Here is a 16342-nt window from a genome sequence, read left to right as displayed (position 1 = left end):
TTTCTGAAGGATACGCATCAGATACACCAGAAGGGGCTGTTGAAGCGGCCGACCGTATCGGCGGTGACGAATGGGTTGTAAAATGTCAGGTTCACGCTGGCGGTCGCGGTAAAGCGGGCGGCGTAAAACTTGTCAAAGATAAAGAAGACATTCGCGCTTTTGCAGAAAAGTGGCTTGGCAAAAACTTGGTGACGTTCCAGACGGATGAAAAAGGTCAACCGGTCAGTAAAGTGCTTGTTGAAACCTGCACAGACATTGCCAATGAACTGTACTTGGGTGCTGTTGTAGACCGTGGTACACGTCGCGTAGTTTTCATGGCTTCTACAGAAGGCGGTGTTGAAATTGAAACCGTTGCTGAAGAAACGCCAGAAAAAATTCTTAAAGCTGAAATTGATCCTATTGTTGGACCTCAGCCTTACCAAGCCCGTGAAATGGCCTTTAAATTAGGTTTAGAAGGGGTTCAAATCAAGCAATTCACTAAAATCTTCCTTGGTTTGGCCAAGATGTTTGAAGATTTAGATCTTGCCTTGATTGAAATTAACCCATTGGTCGTTAAAGCTGACGGTGATTTACACTGTCTTGATGCCAAATTGGGTGTTGACGGTAACGCCTTATACCGTCAAAAGAAAGTCAAAGAAATGCACGATCCTTCACAGGAAGATGCCCGTGAAGCCCATGCTGCGCAATACGAACTTAACTATGTTGCACTAGACGGAAACGTTGGCTGTATGGTTAATGGTGCTGGCCTTGCAATGGGAACCATGGACATTGTTAACTTGCACGGTGGAAAGCCTGCTAACTTCTTGGATGTTGGTGGTGGCGCGACGAAAGAGCGTGTGGCTGAAGCATTCAAAATCATTTTGTCTGACAGCAATGTAAAAGCCGTTTTAGTTAATATTTTCGGCGGTATTGTACGTTGTGACATGATTGCCGAAGGCATCATTGGGGCAGTTAAAGAAGTGGGCGTAGAAGTACCTGTTGTTGTGCGTCTAGAAGGTACCAATGCAGAACTTGGCCGTGACGTTTTAGCGAACTCTGGTCTGGATATCATTGCTGCAGAATCGCTAACGGATGCAGCACAGAAAGTTGTAGCTGCAGCGGAGGGCAAATAATGTCTGTATTAATTAACAAAGATACCAAAGTCATTTGTCAGGGTTTTACTGGCGGACAGGGTACATTCCACTCTGAACAGGCTATCGCTTACGGTACGCAAATGGTTGGTGGTGTTACACCAGGTAAAGGCGGCACTGAGCACTTAGGTTTGCCTGTTTTCAATACAGTACGTGAAGCGGTTGAAGCGACTGGCGCCACAGCGTCAGTGATTTATGTACCGGCTCCTTTCTGTAAAGATTCAATCGTTGAAGCGGCGGATGCTGGCATCGAGCTTATCGTATGTATCACCGAAGGTATTCCTACCCTTGATATGCTTTACGTAAAAGAATACGTCAATGCGAAAGGCGTACGTATGATCGGTCCTAACTGCCCAGGTGTTATCACGCCAGGAGAGTGTAAGATTGGTATCATGCCTGGCCATATCCATAAGCCAGGTAAAGTGGGTATTGTTTCTCGCTCTGGTACATTGACCTATGAAGCGGTTAAGCAAACTACCGATGAAGGCTTCGGACAGTCTACTTGTGTTGGTATTGGTGGTGATCCTATCCCAGGTTCAAACTTCATTGATATCTTAACCATGTTCCAAGATGATCCTCAAACAGAAGCGATTGTTATGATTGGTGAAATCGGTGGTACTGCTGAAGAAGAAGCGGCTGCTTTCATCAAAGAAAACGTCACTAAGCCTGTTGTTTCTTACATTGCGGGTGTAACGGCACCTCCAGGTAAGCGTATGGGTCATGCCGGTGCTATTATCGCTGGCGGTAAAGGTACTGCGGATGATAAATTCGCAGCGCTGGAATCTGCTGGGGTTAAAACCGTGCGTTCATTAGCTGACATTGGTAAAGCGTTACGGGAAGCCACGGGTTGGTAAGCCGATCTACGTTTTATTACAAGCCCGCTTAACGCGGGCTTTTTTGTGCTTTACCATTTATTTACCCTCAACTATCTAAAATTTGGACTTTCAGGCACACATATTTCATGTATTTCAGTTAAAGCAAAATGAATAAAGTTAGTATCAGTCAGATTTATTGATTATCACTATCTGTTTTTTCAAACATCTTTTGCCACGGGGTTTAGTTATTGTAGGTCGATAACTGAACAAAAAGACATCAAATTTGTGAATATACTATGTGAAACCTGTATCGGAGGTCACAATGAAATCTGCTTTGGTGGTTGAAGGTGGTGCAATGCGGGGCATTTTCGCCGCCGGTGTGTTAGACAAATTTATGGAAGCGAATTATTTTCCATTTGATTTTGGTATAGGTGTCTCTGCCGGTGCGACGAATTTGTCCACCTATGTTACCCGTGCCCATGGTTTAAGTCGCACTATCATCACTGAATTTGCCACCCGTCGTGAATTTTATAATCCAGTCAGGTTTATGCAGGGCGGACATATGACAGACGTCCACTGGCTCTGGCATCACGCGAAGAAAAATCTGGGGTTACCTGTGCCTAGCGCACAAAGCGCCTTTCCCATGTATGTGGGGATCACCAATGTAGATAATGGTAAATGTGAATACCATTTAGCCAGCACCGATAATGTGGATAAATTAATGGTCGCCTCATGTGCCATACCCACAGCATACAGAGAGCAGCCGGTTATCAATGGTCAGCGATACGTTGACGGTGGTGTGGCCGATGCGATCCCTGTGAAACAAGCCTATGACATGGGGGCACGTAACATTACGGTGATACTTTCTCAGCCGCGGGGTTTTATTAAACCGGCAATGAAGTCGACCTGGTTGCTGGAACGGCTTTATGGTCATCAACCCGCATTATTGCAGACTTTGATTCACCGCTTCGAACGTTATAATGAGTCACTGGCATTTTTAGCAAACCCACCTGCAGGTTGTCATATTACCGTAATTGCGCCATCACACAGTTTTTGTGTAAAACGGTTGACCATGAATAGAGCAAAGTTACTCAAAGGTTATGCGCAAGGAAGGCGTATGGGCAGACGGGCATTACATGGTAAGAAGGCCGCCTGACATGGAATTTTGTTGGTAACCCTACCGTACATTTGCGATACTTCCGCCACGTTTTATGGGGGACTGGCCAAATGGCGATACAACAATGTTTTAGCATTGGGTTACTCAATCCGAAAAATCCTACTAACGTGGCTTCGGTTTTGCGGGCAGTGGGGTGCTATCAGGGAAGCAGCGTATTTTATACCGGGCAGCGTTATGCCCGTGCAAAGGCTTTTAATGCCGATACCCAAGCTATGCATAAGGTGATCCCTACCGTTGGTGTTCCCGATTTGCAACAGGCCAAACCTAAAGGGGCGAGAACCGTGGTTGTTGAATTGGTCGAAGGGGCGCAACCTTTACCTCACTATGAACATCCCGATAATGCATTTTATATCTTTGGCCCTGAAGATGGTTCAGTCACTAATGAGATACTGAGATGGGCTGATGATGTGGTGTATATACCCACCAAGGGTTGCATGAATTTGGCTGCGACGGTAAATGTGGTGTTATATGATCGCTTGGCTAAGAGTAATTTTGAAGCCAGTGATGAAACAATTAGAGCATCTCGAGACACCAATAACCGTACACGCATTTTCCGCAAAACCAGTTGTTAACAAGCCCTTCAGCGTGAATTTGTATTAATTTGTAACTTATTAGCTACGCTTTGATGGGTATAAGATCGTAAAACTGTCAGCATTTTTTACGATCTTTCGCTCCAAGAGAAATAAGTGCATTCAAAGGCAGAATTATCTCACCTTTTTGTAAATATATTTTAATTATTAAGATTTGTTAAACTATCTTCTGCTAGACTAAAGATTATTAATCTTTAGTCTATAAATTCTTTTCAAAAACAGTACGTTGAATTTTTTGTGTAAGGGCCTAGGCAAAGAAATTGTAGCAATCTGTTAGTTATTTGTAAGGAATATCGTCAGTTTTAGCCAAAAGAGCAAAAAAAATAAATTTTTATTTGTGAATGTGGTCTGAAACTTGATTAAAAGTACTTACAAAAGTGAAGATCTACATATGATTCACGTAATCTATTCATTGTAAGCGTGTAGTTTCGTTTTGAGTTTTGAAATTACTTTGTCCCCGAATACTTAATTGATGTGGCAATGTGACCGTGTGTGTTGCATGGGTTTTGCGTCATAAATCCGGAGATATTGTTTAAAAGCTCAATTCATAAAATAAAAATATCGCTTAAAAAATCGTTGGGAGTCAGAGTGAAACGTCGCTTGTTAAACGCTTTAAGAAAAGTGCATCAAGTACCGGGTGTTAAACAAATGGTAAAGCCTTTGATCAGGCGTAAGATGAACAAAGCCATTGATGCAGCCGCCACTCACTTTTTCGAACACTTTACTCTTGTTGTTGCAACCGAAGAGAAAGATCAAATTGCCTGTTTTAAGACACGACATCAGGTATATTGCGAAGAAATGGGCTTCGAAGAAGTTCGTCAAACAAAGATGGAGTATGACGAGTTTGATGAATATGCCATTAGTTGCTACATAAAGCATAAAGCTACGGGGGATTGCGCCGGTACTATCCGTGTGGTGATGCCTCAGCACAGTGGTCAGCTTCTTCCCCTTGAACAAAATTGTTCCGATGCCATTCGTATGGACGAAAATAGTCCAACACGGTTTGCCCGGCACTCGGTATGTGAAATATCCCGTCTTGCTATACCCAAACGGTTTCGTCGGCGCCAGACCGATTTAAAATTATCACCGGTGACGGGAAAGTCGCTGGATAAGAATTTAAAAAAATCGAAAAATAACCGCAATTATCCCTACCTTACTTTAGCGTTATATTTCTTTGCCGCCACCATCTGTGTTCTGCGCGATGTAGAAAACGTTTATGTCATGATGGAACCTAAGTTAGCCCGAAGCTTGCGCATGTTAGGTATCGAGTTTAACCAAATCAGTCATGTCATCGAATATCATGGTGAACGGGCGGCATACCGCCTGTCACCGGAAGAGTTTTTGCAACAAATCTCGCCGTCATTGCATCGCTTTTATCACAAGATCACCAAAGAGCTTGAAGGTATACCCAGTTTCGGCGCAATCCACAAACCCAAGCCTTCCAGTCTTACTGTTAAGCAACAGAAGACCAAGGCAGCATAAAAAACGGCAGCAAACACAAGAAAGCCTTGTGTTTGCTTCCTATCTTTCTACTTGTGCGTCATATGTCCGCAGTCGCCAGACTGTTCTCGTTATGTGTCAGTATTTTTTACAAAAAATTAAAAAACTCACAATTACCTCAACGGGTTTGGGCTTTTGCTTTTTTGCACCTGTGCTCCAGCAACCTTGTTATATACCCTATTGGTGAACACGCTTCATGCTATAGGAAGTTGATGTTGTGCTATAAATTTAACCGGCCAGTTGTCGCGAGTATAATTAATCGTAGTGAGCAAACCGACGACAGGGTATAATCGAAGTCTTTCATTGCAATTAACATAAGATAAGGGGAAAGGGCGAATGGCGGAGACGGACAACCATCCGACCAATTTTATTCGGCAAATTATTGAAAAAGATTTGGCAGCAGGTGTGCACGATACGATCAAGACACGCTTTCCTCCCGAACCAAACGGTTTTTTACACATTGGCCATGCAAAATCTATTTGTTTGAATTTCGGTATCGCCGCCGATTATCAGGGCACCTGTAATCTGCGTTTCGATGATACGAACCCGGTAAAAGAAGATATCGCGTACGTTAATGCGATAAAAGAAGATGTTAATTGGCTTGGTTTTAGCTGGGACGGTGACGTTCGTTATTCCTCAGACTATTTTGAGCAATTACATGGGTATGCCCTTGAACTTATCAATAAGGGGTTGGCGTATGTGGATTTCTCTAGTCAGGATGAGATGAGAGAAATGCGCGGCACGCTAACACAACCGGGTAAAAACAGCCCATATCGAGATACGGACGTTGCGACAAACCGCCGGGAGTTTGAAAAAATGACCGCGGGAGAGTACGCCGAAGGGCAGTGTTCTTTGCGTGCAAAAATCGATATGGCTTCGCCGTTTATGTGCTTACGGGATCCGGTGATATACCGCGTGAAATTTGCCCATCATCATCAAACCGGTGATAAATGGTGTGTTTATCCCATGTACGATTTCACCCATTGTATTTCTGATGCCATTGAGGGGATAACCCACTCTTTGTGTACGTTGGAATTTCAGGATAACCGTCGTTTATACGACTGGGTTATCGAAAATATCAGCATTGATTGCACACCGCGCCAGTACGAATTTTCACGTCTGAACCTTGAATACACGGTGTTAAGTAAACGCCGTTTAATCCAGTTGGTGGAAGAACATCATGTGGATGGTTGGGATGATCCGCGGATGCCCACCATTGCGGGACTACGTCGTCGAGGTTATACACCGGCTTCGGTACGTGAGTTTTGTAAGCGTATTGGTGTCACCAAGATGGATAACATGGTTGAAATGAGCATGTTAGAAGCCTGTATTCGCGATGATCTCAATGTTGCCGCACCCCGGGCGATGGCAGTACTTAATCCGATAAAACTGGTTATCGAGAACTTTCCGCAAGGACAGGTGGAAACACTGAGTGCACCGAATCATCCTAATGATGAATCTATGGGCAAGCGTGAAATCGCATTTAGCCGTGAACTATGGATAGAAGCGGAAGATTTTAGAGAAGCCGCCAACAAGAAATTTAAACGACTGGTGTTAGGAAAAGAAGTTCGACTTCGTAATGCCTATGTGGTGAAAGCTGAACGGGTAGAAAAAGATGCCGACGGCAATGTCACTGTGGTGTATTGCCAGTACGATCCAGAAACCCTAGGTAAAGATCCTAGCGATGGACGCAAAGTAAAAGGGGTGATCCATTGGGTTGACGCAACATCCGGTGAAGAGGCAGAGTTTCGTTTGTATGATCGACTTTTCAACGTGCCAAATCCCGCCGCAGAAGAGAATTTTACCGATGTAATCAATCCCGATTCACTGGTGGTGAAAAAAGGTATCGTGGAAGCCGGATTGAACGAAAACCCCGCATCGGGTGGTTGGCAATTTGAGCGAACCGGTTATTTCTGTCTTGATAAAACCTCTACCGCTGCGCTTAAAGTGTTTAACCGCACAGTGGGCCTAAGGGACACCTGGGCGAAAATTGGTGATTAAGACATTCTCACTAGGTTAATAGGAAGCCGCTTTTTAAGCGGCTTTTTTATTTAATGGGATTGAATCTTTAGATGGCGTTGCGTAATCTTTAACCATCCATCTTTTGTTGATGCGCCCATGAATGTTCTTAGATTCGCCATCTTCGTGGTGATAATGATCCTATCTCCCTTCACCAGCGGGAAAAACTATCCTGTGTACTTTCTTGGTGGGCAATCCAATATGATGGGCTATGGCCTGGCTATGGATCTTGATCCTTTGCTTAAGTATCCGGCAAAAAATATTTATATGTTTGCAGGACATCCGGCTTTTGATAATGATCGTCGAGGTGGTGCTGGGGTTTGGGGGCCGCTGGAGCCAGGTACAGGGTTGGGATATAAATCTAATGGCAGAGTTAGCCTGTACAGCCATCGCTTTGGTCCGGAATTAGCATTCGGTCATACCTTATATAGGCTAAAAAATAACACGCCCATTGCGCTTATTAAGTATGCCAACGGCCAGACGGCCAACACTGACAAGACTGACTCGAGCAGTTGGGCGCCGTATTATAATGACGGAAACGGCATCAATCAGTTTGATCATTTTCTCACCACAGTGCGACAAGCATTCTCGGTTCAGGATATTGATTTAGACGGTGAAGTCGATAATTTGATCCCCCGAGGCATTATCTGGATGCAAAGTGAGTTAGACACCGTCCCTAACACCAGTGAGCAAGATGCTTACTACCATCGAATACGTCAGTTAATGAAACTGTTTCGCACCGCTTTGAGAAATGATCGCATCCCCATTGTTATTGGCAGCCTATCAAATTCACCTAACAGGGTGAAAGATGGCAAGACGGTTCCATTAAACAGGGCGCGAGCAGGGCAGGAAAAGTTTGTTAAAGAAGATACTTGCACCTTATTGATCACAGCGTTTGAACATGACGAGCCTGTTGCTGACGGCCAATATTATCGCTCTGACGCCTATCTTCGCCTTGGCGAGCTATTCGCCAAGGCCATGCACCATCTGGAATCTTCCTGTCCTTAATTATTTAGGTTGGCAATCCAAGGTTTGCCCATTCACATCGGCGCTATCGGTGCCCATTAGATAAAGGTAAAGCGGCATGATCTGCTGTGGGGTTTTTAAGGTCTGGGGATCTTCAGCCGGATAGGCACTTGCGCGCATGGCAGTGCGGGTGGCGCCGGGGTTGATGCAGTTAAAACGTATGGATTTGTTGGCATACTCACTGGCCAAGACTTGCATCATGCCCTCGGTGGCAAACTTAGAAACCGCATAAGTGCCCCAAAAAGCCCGTCCTTTCCTGCCAACACTTGAGCTAGTGAAAATCACAGATGCATCTTTGGCCTTAAGCAAGGCAGGCATTAGCGCCTGGGTCATAAAGGCGGTGGCGTTCACATTCACCTGCATAACCGTCAGCCATTCTTCCTCTGGGATATCCGTAAAAACACTCAGGTGACCCAGTTGAGAGGCATTGTGCAGTACGCCATCAAGTTTACCAAATTGGTCAATAATGGTTTGGGTCATATCTTGATAGTGTTTTTTACTCGCTCCGTTTAGATCCAGTGGAATGATGGCCGGTTCAGCATGTCCTTCACTGACAATGGCGTCATACACGGCTTCGAGTTTACTTACCGTTCTACCAAGTAAAATGCAGGTGGCACCATGACGGGCATAGGTTTTGGCAGCTTCTGCGCCAATGCCGTCACCAGCGCCGGTGATAAGAATAGTTTTGTTATTTAACAGGCTAGCTGGCGCTTGATAACGATTGTGCATTACGAAGTGGACCTTTTACTCAATGAAAAACGTCATCATAGCAAAAAACACGGTAAAAGCGATGTACAGAAACGGGGTTATGGGCTAAACCCTAAACAGTACCAAGGAAAAAGATAATGTAAAAAATGTTAACAAAACTTTGCAAAATTTACGCAAACCCCATAATATTGAGCTATATACAACTGGTCATACGAGTTTGCGATTCTCCCCATAACTGTCAAACCAACAACCTTGGGAGGGTATAACCGTTTGATTACAGACAATAACGATAAAGCTATTATTAGGGGGTTAAATGAGAAAACTCATGATTAGTACCAGTGTTGCCCTGGCACTGGGTTTAGCGGGTTGTGGTGGCTCGAACGACACACTGGACGATATTATCGCTGATACACCGGTGGAAACCGCGTATTCTCGCATTGTTTTTAATCCGGGTGACGGGGAACTTAACGTTCCTAACGATATACTTATGTTGCCGGGGGATGACGGATTTTTCGATTACACCTTAAATATACCCGTCGACGATGAAACAGATTTTAGTGATCCCCAAAATGCCATGAATGTGGTGGATGGCTGGTCAACGCAGCAACCTTTTGTGATTGATGTTGAAACCCCAGACGGGGTGACACTTGATGCGGCAACACTTTCTGCAGGTGTACATTTGTTTGAAGCAACCTTAGGTCTTGATCAAAGTGATCCCGACTGTGCAACCGCATCATTGCCTTCCTCAGGATGTAAACTCAATGATGAATTACAATACGGTGAAGACTTCGTCCTGTCGTTAGTCGACGATGACACCATTGGTGTGGTGCCTTTAAAACCCCTTAAACCCGCCCATGGCTACATGCTTGTGGTGACAACGGATCTTAAGGATTCATCGGGTAAAGCTGTTAAAGGCTCCACCTCTTGGGAATTAGTTAGACAAGATATCAATACGCTACCTTTAAGTACCGATGATCAATTGCTGTTACAAACGCTGGTTAATTCCTTGGTGGATCCAGTGATTGATGCCGGTTATGCCCGAGATGACATCTCCTATGTATCTGCATTTACCACCCAAAGTACAGACATTGCATTAAGTACCATTAAATCAGTGATGGTGGCGGAATATGCGACGAGAGCGGCCGCCGGTGATCCCGCGGCGGCCGAAGCGCTTCCCGTGGTGTCTATTTCTGATCCTGAAGAAGATCCTAGTGCGTTAGAAAAGCTAGATGTCATTGATGATGATACCTTGTCTGATGCTGTAACGGTGGGTATAGAAAGCCTGTCAGATGAATTGAGTGCTTATATTCCAACCATTGAAGCCACACTAGCAGCAGGCGGGTTTGATAGCCTGCAAACATGCGACGGTTTAGTGGCCACCTATTCTGGTACGTTGTCTGAAAGTTGGGGGGCATTGAACGATTTTGCCGTGGCGATTGCCTCTGGAATACTTTCAGAAGCAGGACCGTTTTGTGTGGCGTCTCGGTACGATGGCAATATTACCTTGCCTTATTACCTTGCCGAACCGACAACGGAGGATCCCACTGCACCGCTAACGTCTTTTTGGCAGGCAGCCTGTGACAGCGGAATTATTTTAGCGGGCTTATCGGATGAGGTATTAGCAAATGCTACCGCCGGCCCTAATTATGCCTTGTGTGATCAAATCGGTTTAGCGGATTTACGCCTTAACGGAGAGATGATTGATTCGGCACGGAACATTACCCGTTTTAATCCGATGCCGGAGACTGTGACCGAAGATACCATCAATGTGCAAGTGACCATTCCGGATGTTGACGTGGCGGCTGCCCTTGGCTACACCTTAGCGCAACCCGAAGGGGGCTGGCCCGTTGCCATTCTCATGCACGGTATTACAAGTAAAAAAGAAGACATGCTTGCCATAAGTGGGGCGTTATCTCTGGCCGGTATTGCCACCGTTGCTATTGATCAACCATTACACGGTGAACGAGGCTTTGATGTCGATGGCGATGGTGTGGATGACATTAACGCAACGGATATCAGTGCCACCCACTATATGAACCTAAGTTCATTGCCTACGGCCAGAGACAATGTACGTCAAAGCGTGGCGGATTTACTGGGTCTTCGTCTTGGCTTAAATGCCATCAATGATGAAACCAGTGACCAGGTTGCCACATTTGATATGTCTAATGTCTACTTTATGGGCGTATCCTTAGGGGCAATTGCGGGCACTGACTTTACTGCATTAACCAATGAATCCATGGATGGGGATTTAGCCGCATTAGATGGTTTATATAGGGTACAAGCGGCTTCCTTGGAGTCGCCAGGCGGTGGTATAGCCCAATTCCTGATAGAATCGCCTTCCTTCGGACCACTGGTAAAAGGTTTATTGTTATCGTCGGCTTCCGAAGACTTTCAAAGTTTGCTCGTTCAATTATATGGCTCCACGGACGTTACTCAATCTCAGTTAGTTGAAGCCGTGACCTTGTTTTTCGACAATCTGACAGACACGCAACTGGCTACTGTTGAGGCGGTATTTGATGAGTTTGCCTTTGCTGCACAAACTGTGCTTGATGCCGCTGATCCGGTTAACTATGCAGAAACGCTGGGTGAGAATACGCCGGTGCATATGATGACGGTGGTCGGTGACGGTGGTGAAACCAACTTGTCAGATCAAGTGATTCCGGTTACCACGGCAATTCCTTTGTCGGGTCAAGCACCACTGGCCAACCTCATTGGGCTGGATACGGTGAGTACCACAGTATCGGGAACTGACATTAGTGGTTGGGTGAAGTTTACCGAAGGCGCCCACGCGTCGAGTTTAAGCGCTACGGCAAGTGCAGCGACCACCACTGAAATGCAAACTGAGGTGGCCACCTATTTTGCATCCGGCGCCACGCTTCTGCCAGTGACGGATAGCAGCGTTGTGGAAAATTAATGTTTTAGTGAGGCAAAAGGTCGGCAATAAGCCGGCCTTTTTTTGTTTCTACAGCCCAAAAAATAAGTCTATCGTAAGCGATAAAAAACACTGGTAAACTATAGCGCTATTTTGCACCTTATGTTTTTCGACTCACATTGCTGATTCGTTTTAACCTTGTTAGTACACAGGAGAGTAGTTTGGAGTTTTTGTACGAATACGGATTGTTTCTGGCCAAAGCCGTCACACTTGTGATCGCATTCGTTATCGTGCTTGTTGCTATCATTGGTAGCGCGAGCCGTCAGCGACCTGGCAAGGGACATCTGGAAATGACGTCGCTTACATCACAACTCAATGATGTTACCCAATATGCCCGTTCCGTGCTGTTAGATAAAACAGCGATGAAAAAATTGGCAAAAGAACAGAAAAAAGAAGAGAAAAAACAAAAAGCAGATAGTAAGCAGAAAGACGATGCGTCCCGTTTATTTGTGCTCGATTTTGAAGGTTCAATGGATGCCCATGAAGTCGATCGTCTTCGTGAAGAAATCACCGCGGTATTGTGTGTAGCCAAACCCCATGATGAAGTGCTCATTCGATTGGAAAGTGGTGGCGGTGTTGTCCATGGCTATGGATTAGCTGCATCGCAATTACAAAGGATCAAAGAAAAGGGTATTTCATTGACTGTGGCGGTAGATAAGGTGGCAGCCAGCGGCGGTTATATGATGGCTTGTGTTGCAGATAAACTCTTGTCTGCCCGTTTTGCTTATATCGGTTCCATCGGTGTTTTAGCGCAGATTCCAAACGTAAACAAGTTATTGAAAAAACACGATGTGGAATTTGAACAACATACCGCAGGGGATTACAAACGCACGTTAACCGTATTTGGTGAAAACACTGATGCAGGGCGTGAAAAATTCAAGCAGGACTTAGAAAACATCCATGTGCAGTTTAAAGATTGGGTGCAGTCACAACGTCAGTCTTTGGATATTGAAAAAGTGGCAACGGGCGAAGTCTGGTTGGGTAATGAAGCGTTAAAACTTGGACTGGTTGACGACATTATGACCTCGGATGATTACATTATGTCTAACCATCCACAACGTGAAATCTTTGCCGTAAAATACACCATCAAGAAAAATGTTGCGGAAAAACTGGGCCTATCTATGGCTGCGGTAGCTGAAAAATCGGTCATGCGTTTGTTTTCAAAAGCACGACACTGGTTTTAAGCACTTTATCCCATGGCAAAAGAGACAAAATCAAGCATACTCAACGCTGCCGAAACCTTGTTTGCCCAACGAGGTTATGCGCAAACTTCTATGCGTACCATTACGGCGTTTGCCGATGTGAATCTCGCATCGGTGAATTATCACTTCGGTAGTAAGAAGAACCTGATTCAGCAGGTGTTAAAACGCTATTTTGACATTTTAATGCCCCAGTTTGATAAGGTGTTAGACGAATTTGAAATCCAGCAAGGCTCAAAAGGGATCGAATCACTTATGCGCTCACTGGTGTCGCCAATGATGACCTTAAATCAGGTTCGACCGAATGGTACCGAGTTATTTGTACAGCTTCTGGGGCGGGGCTATACGGAAACCCAGGGGCATTTACGGCGTTTTATTATGTCTAACTATGGCACTACGGTGGCGAATCTCATTGCGACCATCCGTCAGTGTTTACCCCATGTGGACGAAGATGAATTGTCATGGCGCATGTATTTTGCTTTAGGCAGTTTTGTGTTTTCCATGTCCTCGAGTCAGGCGCTCACCGAGATTGCCCGCGCAGATTTCGGCGAAGAAGTGGATATACAGTCGGTTATCATGCATATGGTGCCCTTTGTGTCCTACGGTATTACGGGGCGGGTTAATTAGCGGGTATGTTTATCCCAAAATCATTGTTACCAAAGGAGATGCAATGGCCGTTTCACGTCAGCAGTTGATGGCATTTCTCGATGACTTGCTGCAACCCAATCAAATAAAAGATTACTGTCCCAATGGTCTTCAAGTAGAAGGCGCCGAGACCATTAATCACATTGTCACCGGCGTCACCGCCTCACAGGCTTTAATCGATTGCGCCATCGAAAAAAATGCTGATGCTATCTTGGTTCATCATGGCTATTTTTGGAAAGGCGAAAATCCCGTTTTAGTGGGGATGAAAGGGCGCCGTATTCGCCATTTATTTCGCCACGATATAAACCTTATTGCTTATCATCTGCCTATTGATGTTCACCCGCAACAGGGGAACAACGCACAATTAGGCCAATGTTTGTGTTTTGAGAATATCGCACCGCTTCCTATGATGAAGCCAGAAGGGATCATCTATCGCGGCGAGGTGGGTGAAGCCATGACGGCAGGCAACTTAAAAGCCCATATTGCAACGCACCTTGGACGAGATATCTTGCATGAAGGGAATGAACAAGCCATCGTTAATACCGTGGCATGGTGTACCGGTGGCGGACAAGGCTATATTGAACAAGCGGCAGAAGCAGGAATAGATGCTTTCATAACCGGAGAAGTGTCAGAGCAAACCATTCACATTGCCAGAGAATTGAACATCCATTTTTACGCAGCGGGTCACCATGCCACCGAACGGTATGGTGTGAAATCTGTGGGCGAACTTATTGCTTCCTCACTGCCTGTTAGCGTTGAATTTGTTGATATTGATAACCCAGCATAAGATGAAAGAAACGGATCGAAATTTTGATGGTATTGCTGATAAATTTGTAAGAAATATTTACGGCACCACCAAAGGAAAGCTACGCCATCTTTTGCTTCTTGAGGCTTTAAAAGAGACGGTAACCAATAAGGAACCGTTACAGATCGCCGATATTGGCGGTGGCAGTGGCATCATGTCAAAGGCCATGGTGGAGCAGGGACATAAGGTCACGCTGTTTGACGCTTCTTTAGATATTCTTGCGCTGGCGCAGGATTATCTAAAGGGAATACCCAATATCACCATTGAGCATGCTAGCTTGCAATCGGTGCCGTCTTATACCGCTTTTGATTTAATTATTTGTCATGCGGTACTGGAATGGCTAGCCGATCCCCTTGCAGCCATTTCCTTATTGTATCAACGTATGCGGCCGGGCAGTCGCCTGAGTTTGAGCTTTTTTAACCGTGATGCTGCTTTGTTTTCCAATGCGTTGTATGGAAATTTCGATTACATCGCCAAAGGCATGAAGGTCAAAAATCAGGTAAGGCTTAACCCTAATAATCCACAAAAGCCCAATGATGTTATCGAGCATGCGCGACAACTGGGCTTTGAAGTAGAAAAAATGGCAGGGATCCGTTGCTTTCACGATTACATGAAAGAAAAGCCCGCAGATGATGCCCAGTTTAACCAGTTAGTTGAACTGGAACGCTTGTATATGTTTCAAGCCCCATACTGCTACCTGGGTAAATACTTTTATCTGCTACTAAAAAAGCCGGCCTAAACAATGCGTTGAGTTTAACCAGACGTTTTCTCTGGCAGGACCAAAAAGTTAGTGTCATTCGCGGTACCGTTTGCCCAACTGGCAATATTGGATAAAGTGGTTGCGGCAATTTGCCCAAGGGCCTCTTGGGTGAAAAAACCCTGATGGCCGGTAATGAGCACATTATGAAATGATGACAGTCTTTCAAAGACATCATCTTGGATGATCTCAAAAGAATGATCTTTGAAAAATAACTCGGATTCCATTTCATAAACATCTAAGCCAAGATAACCAATTTTATGGCTTTTTAGTCCACTGATCAGTGCTTGGGTGTCCATTAATCCGCCGCGGGAGGTATTGATTAACATCACACCGTCGCGCATTTGCGCAATGGTCGTGGGGTTAATCAAATGGTAGCTATCGTTATTTAACGGGCAATGTAATGAAATGATATGGGACTCGGTGAGTAAGGTTGCCATATCCACATAGTGCACTCCCGCATCAATCAGCTCTTTGTTGGGGTAGGGATCGACACACAACACACGGCAACCAAAACCGAGTAGAATTTTTGCTGTAGCCTGTCCAATATGGCCAGACCCTACAATCCCCACGGTTTTACCGGCCATATTGAAACCTAATAATCCATCGAGATTAAAGTTACCATCTCGCACCCGATTATAGGCCTTATGCATGCGACGGTTTAATGTGAGCATAAGCGCTACGGCATGTTCTGCCACCGCTTCCGGTCCGTAAGACGGCACACGGGAAATGGCAATATGATGTTTTTTTGCTGCGTCAACGTCCACGTTATTGTAACCGGCACAGCGCATGGCAATATGGGACACTCCGTATTGCGCAAGTATTTTGATCACATCTTCATTGATCTCATCATTCACAAAGGCACATACGGCATCTAAATCTTGGCATATGGGCACGGTTTGTAAATCGAGTTTCGCGGTAAAAAACTGAAGCTCAATGTCATCACTGACTTGCGCACTTAATGAGCTTTCATCATAGGGATTACTACTAAACACACCCACTTTATTAGACATAATAATTCCTTTTTGATGGCGATTAA

14 protein-coding genes are annotated in these 16342 nt (G+C 45.0%); 12 read left to right on the top strand and 2 right to left on the bottom strand.

Translation table 11 applies throughout. The annotated features are described in order from the left end of the window. The 7 genes from sucC to V5298_RS15105 form a co-directional block, all read left to right on the top strand. Nucleotides 1–1112, top strand: a 1112-nt coding sequence (gene sucC / locus V5298_RS15135) for an ADP-forming succinate--CoA ligase subunit beta (RefSeq protein WP_332932285.1), incomplete at its 5' end; no start/stop codon positions are given. Continuing rightward, nucleotides 1112–1984: a succinate--CoA ligase subunit alpha gene (sucD, locus tag V5298_RS15130; protein WP_332932284.1), complete on the top strand. Its 873-nt coding sequence runs from the start codon at nucleotides 1112–1114 to the stop codon at nucleotides 1982–1984. The genes sucC and sucD, both read left to right, overlap by 1 nt. Before the next feature lie 283 nt (nucleotides 1985–2267). Continuing rightward, nucleotides 2268–3101 carry a patatin family protein gene (locus V5298_RS15125; RefSeq protein WP_332932283.1) on the top strand — a complete coding sequence of 278 codons (834 nt, stop codon included), beginning with the start codon at nucleotides 2268–2270 and terminating at the stop codon, nucleotides 3099–3101. A 71-nt stretch (nucleotides 3102–3172) separates the two neighbouring features. Continuing rightward, nucleotides 3173–3694 (top strand): RNA methyltransferase, encoded by a 522-nt coding sequence (locus V5298_RS15120; RefSeq protein ID WP_332932282.1) that lies wholly within the window; start codon nucleotides 3173–3175, stop codon nucleotides 3692–3694. Between the two features lie 606 nt (nucleotides 3695–4300). Then, nucleotides 4301–5194 carry a PEP-CTERM/exosortase system-associated acyltransferase gene (locus V5298_RS15115; protein WP_332932281.1) on the top strand — a complete coding sequence of 298 codons (894 nt, stop codon included), beginning with the start codon at nucleotides 4301–4303 and terminating at the stop codon, nucleotides 5192–5194. 354 nt (nucleotides 5195–5548) lie between these two features. Beyond that, complete coding sequence (glnS, locus tag V5298_RS15110) at nucleotides 5549–7213, top strand: glutamine--tRNA ligase (RefSeq protein ID WP_332932280.1); 1665 nt, start codon at nucleotides 5549–5551, stop codon at nucleotides 7211–7213. Nucleotides 7214–7366: 153 nt separating this feature from the next. After that, nucleotides 7367–8239, top strand: coding sequence for a sialate O-acetylesterase (locus V5298_RS15105; protein WP_332932279.1), 873 nt, complete (start codon nucleotides 7367–7369; stop codon nucleotides 8237–8239). Here V5298_RS15105 and V5298_RS15100 read toward each other — a convergent pair whose 3' ends face one another. After that, nucleotides 8240–8986, bottom strand: a complete 747-nt coding sequence (locus tag V5298_RS15100) for a YciK family oxidoreductase (protein ID WP_332932278.1) — start codon at nucleotides 8984–8986, stop codon at nucleotides 8240–8242. Nucleotides 8987–9278: 292 nt separating this feature from the next. Here V5298_RS15100 and V5298_RS15095 point away from each other — a divergent pair, with 292 nt between their 5' ends. From V5298_RS15095 to V5298_RS15075, 5 genes are all read left to right on the top strand, one after another. Next, entirely contained in the window at nucleotides 9279–11879 is a 2601-nt protein-coding gene (locus V5298_RS15095) for a VolA/Pla-1 family phospholipase (protein WP_332932277.1), read from the top strand. Between the two features lie 179 nt (nucleotides 11880–12058). After that, nucleotides 12059–13081, top strand: coding sequence for a protease SohB (sohB, locus tag V5298_RS15090; RefSeq protein ID WP_332932276.1), 1023 nt, complete (start codon nucleotides 12059–12061; stop codon nucleotides 13079–13081). A gap of 12 nt (nucleotides 13082–13093) precedes the next feature. Then, the gene (locus V5298_RS15085; protein WP_332932275.1) at nucleotides 13094–13723 is read left to right on the top strand and encodes a TetR/AcrR family transcriptional regulator; all 630 of its coding nucleotides are present in this window, start codon (nucleotides 13094–13096) and stop codon (nucleotides 13721–13723) included. Nucleotides 13724–13766: 43 nt separating this feature from the next. Further along, nucleotides 13767–14528, top strand: a complete 762-nt coding sequence (locus V5298_RS15080; protein ID WP_332932274.1) for a Nif3-like dinuclear metal center hexameric protein — start codon at nucleotides 13767–13769, stop codon at nucleotides 14526–14528. Nucleotide 14529: 1 nt separating this feature from the next. Continuing rightward, nucleotides 14530–15285, top strand: a complete 756-nt coding sequence (locus tag V5298_RS15075) for a methyltransferase domain-containing protein (protein ID WP_332932273.1) — start codon at nucleotides 14530–14532, stop codon at nucleotides 15283–15285. 14 nt (nucleotides 15286–15299) lie between these two features. Here V5298_RS15075 and V5298_RS15070 read toward each other — a convergent pair whose 3' ends face one another. Next, the gene (locus V5298_RS15070; RefSeq protein WP_332932287.1) at nucleotides 15300–16316 is read right to left on the bottom strand and encodes a 2-hydroxyacid dehydrogenase; all 1017 of its coding nucleotides are present in this window, start codon (nucleotides 16314–16316) and stop codon (nucleotides 15300–15302) included. Nucleotides 16317–16342: the final 26 nt, after the last annotated feature.

It is taken from the genome of Alteromonas sp. 14N.309.X.WAT.G.H12 (genome assembly GCF_036697315.1).
In the GTDB taxonomy this organism is placed as follows: Bacteria; Pseudomonadota; Gammaproteobacteria; order Enterobacterales; family Alteromonadaceae; genus Alteromonas.
This window is presented reverse-complemented; position numbering and strand designations above follow the sequence as displayed.

Excerpts from the sequence above, each read along its gene's own strand:
- sucD (WP_332932284.1), top strand. The coding sequence starts at position 1,112 with ATGTCTGTATTAATTAACAAAGATACCAAAGTCATTTGTCAGGGTTTT.
- V5298_RS15125 (WP_332932283.1), top strand. The coding sequence starts at position 2,268 with ATGAAATCTGCTTTGGTGGTTGAAGGTGGTGCAATGCGGGGCATTTTC.
- V5298_RS15120 (WP_332932282.1), top strand. The coding sequence starts at position 3,173 with ATGGCGATACAACAATGTTTTAGCATTGGGTTACTCAATCCGAAAAAT.
- glnS (WP_332932280.1), top strand. The coding sequence starts at position 5,549 with ATGGCGGAGACGGACAACCATCCGACCAATTTTATTCGGCAAATTATT.
- V5298_RS15105 (WP_332932279.1), top strand. The coding sequence starts at position 7,367 with ATGATCCTATCTCCCTTCACCAGCGGGAAAAACTATCCTGTGTACTTT.
- V5298_RS15100 (WP_332932278.1), bottom strand. The coding sequence starts at position 8,986 with ATGCACAATCGTTATCAAGCGCCAGCTAGCCTGTTAAATAACAAAACT.
- V5298_RS15095 (WP_332932277.1), top strand. The coding sequence starts at position 9,279 with ATGAGAAAACTCATGATTAGTACCAGTGTTGCCCTGGCACTGGGTTTA.
- V5298_RS15085 (WP_332932275.1), top strand. The coding sequence starts at position 13,094 with ATGGCAAAAGAGACAAAATCAAGCATACTCAACGCTGCCGAAACCTTG.
- V5298_RS15080 (WP_332932274.1), top strand. The coding sequence starts at position 13,767 with ATGGCCGTTTCACGTCAGCAGTTGATGGCATTTCTCGATGACTTGCTG.
- V5298_RS15075 (WP_332932273.1), top strand. The coding sequence starts at position 14,530 with ATGAAAGAAACGGATCGAAATTTTGATGGTATTGCTGATAAATTTGTA.
- V5298_RS15070 (WP_332932287.1), bottom strand. The coding sequence starts at position 16,316 with ATGTCTAATAAAGTGGGTGTGTTTAGTAGTAATCCCTATGATGAAAGC.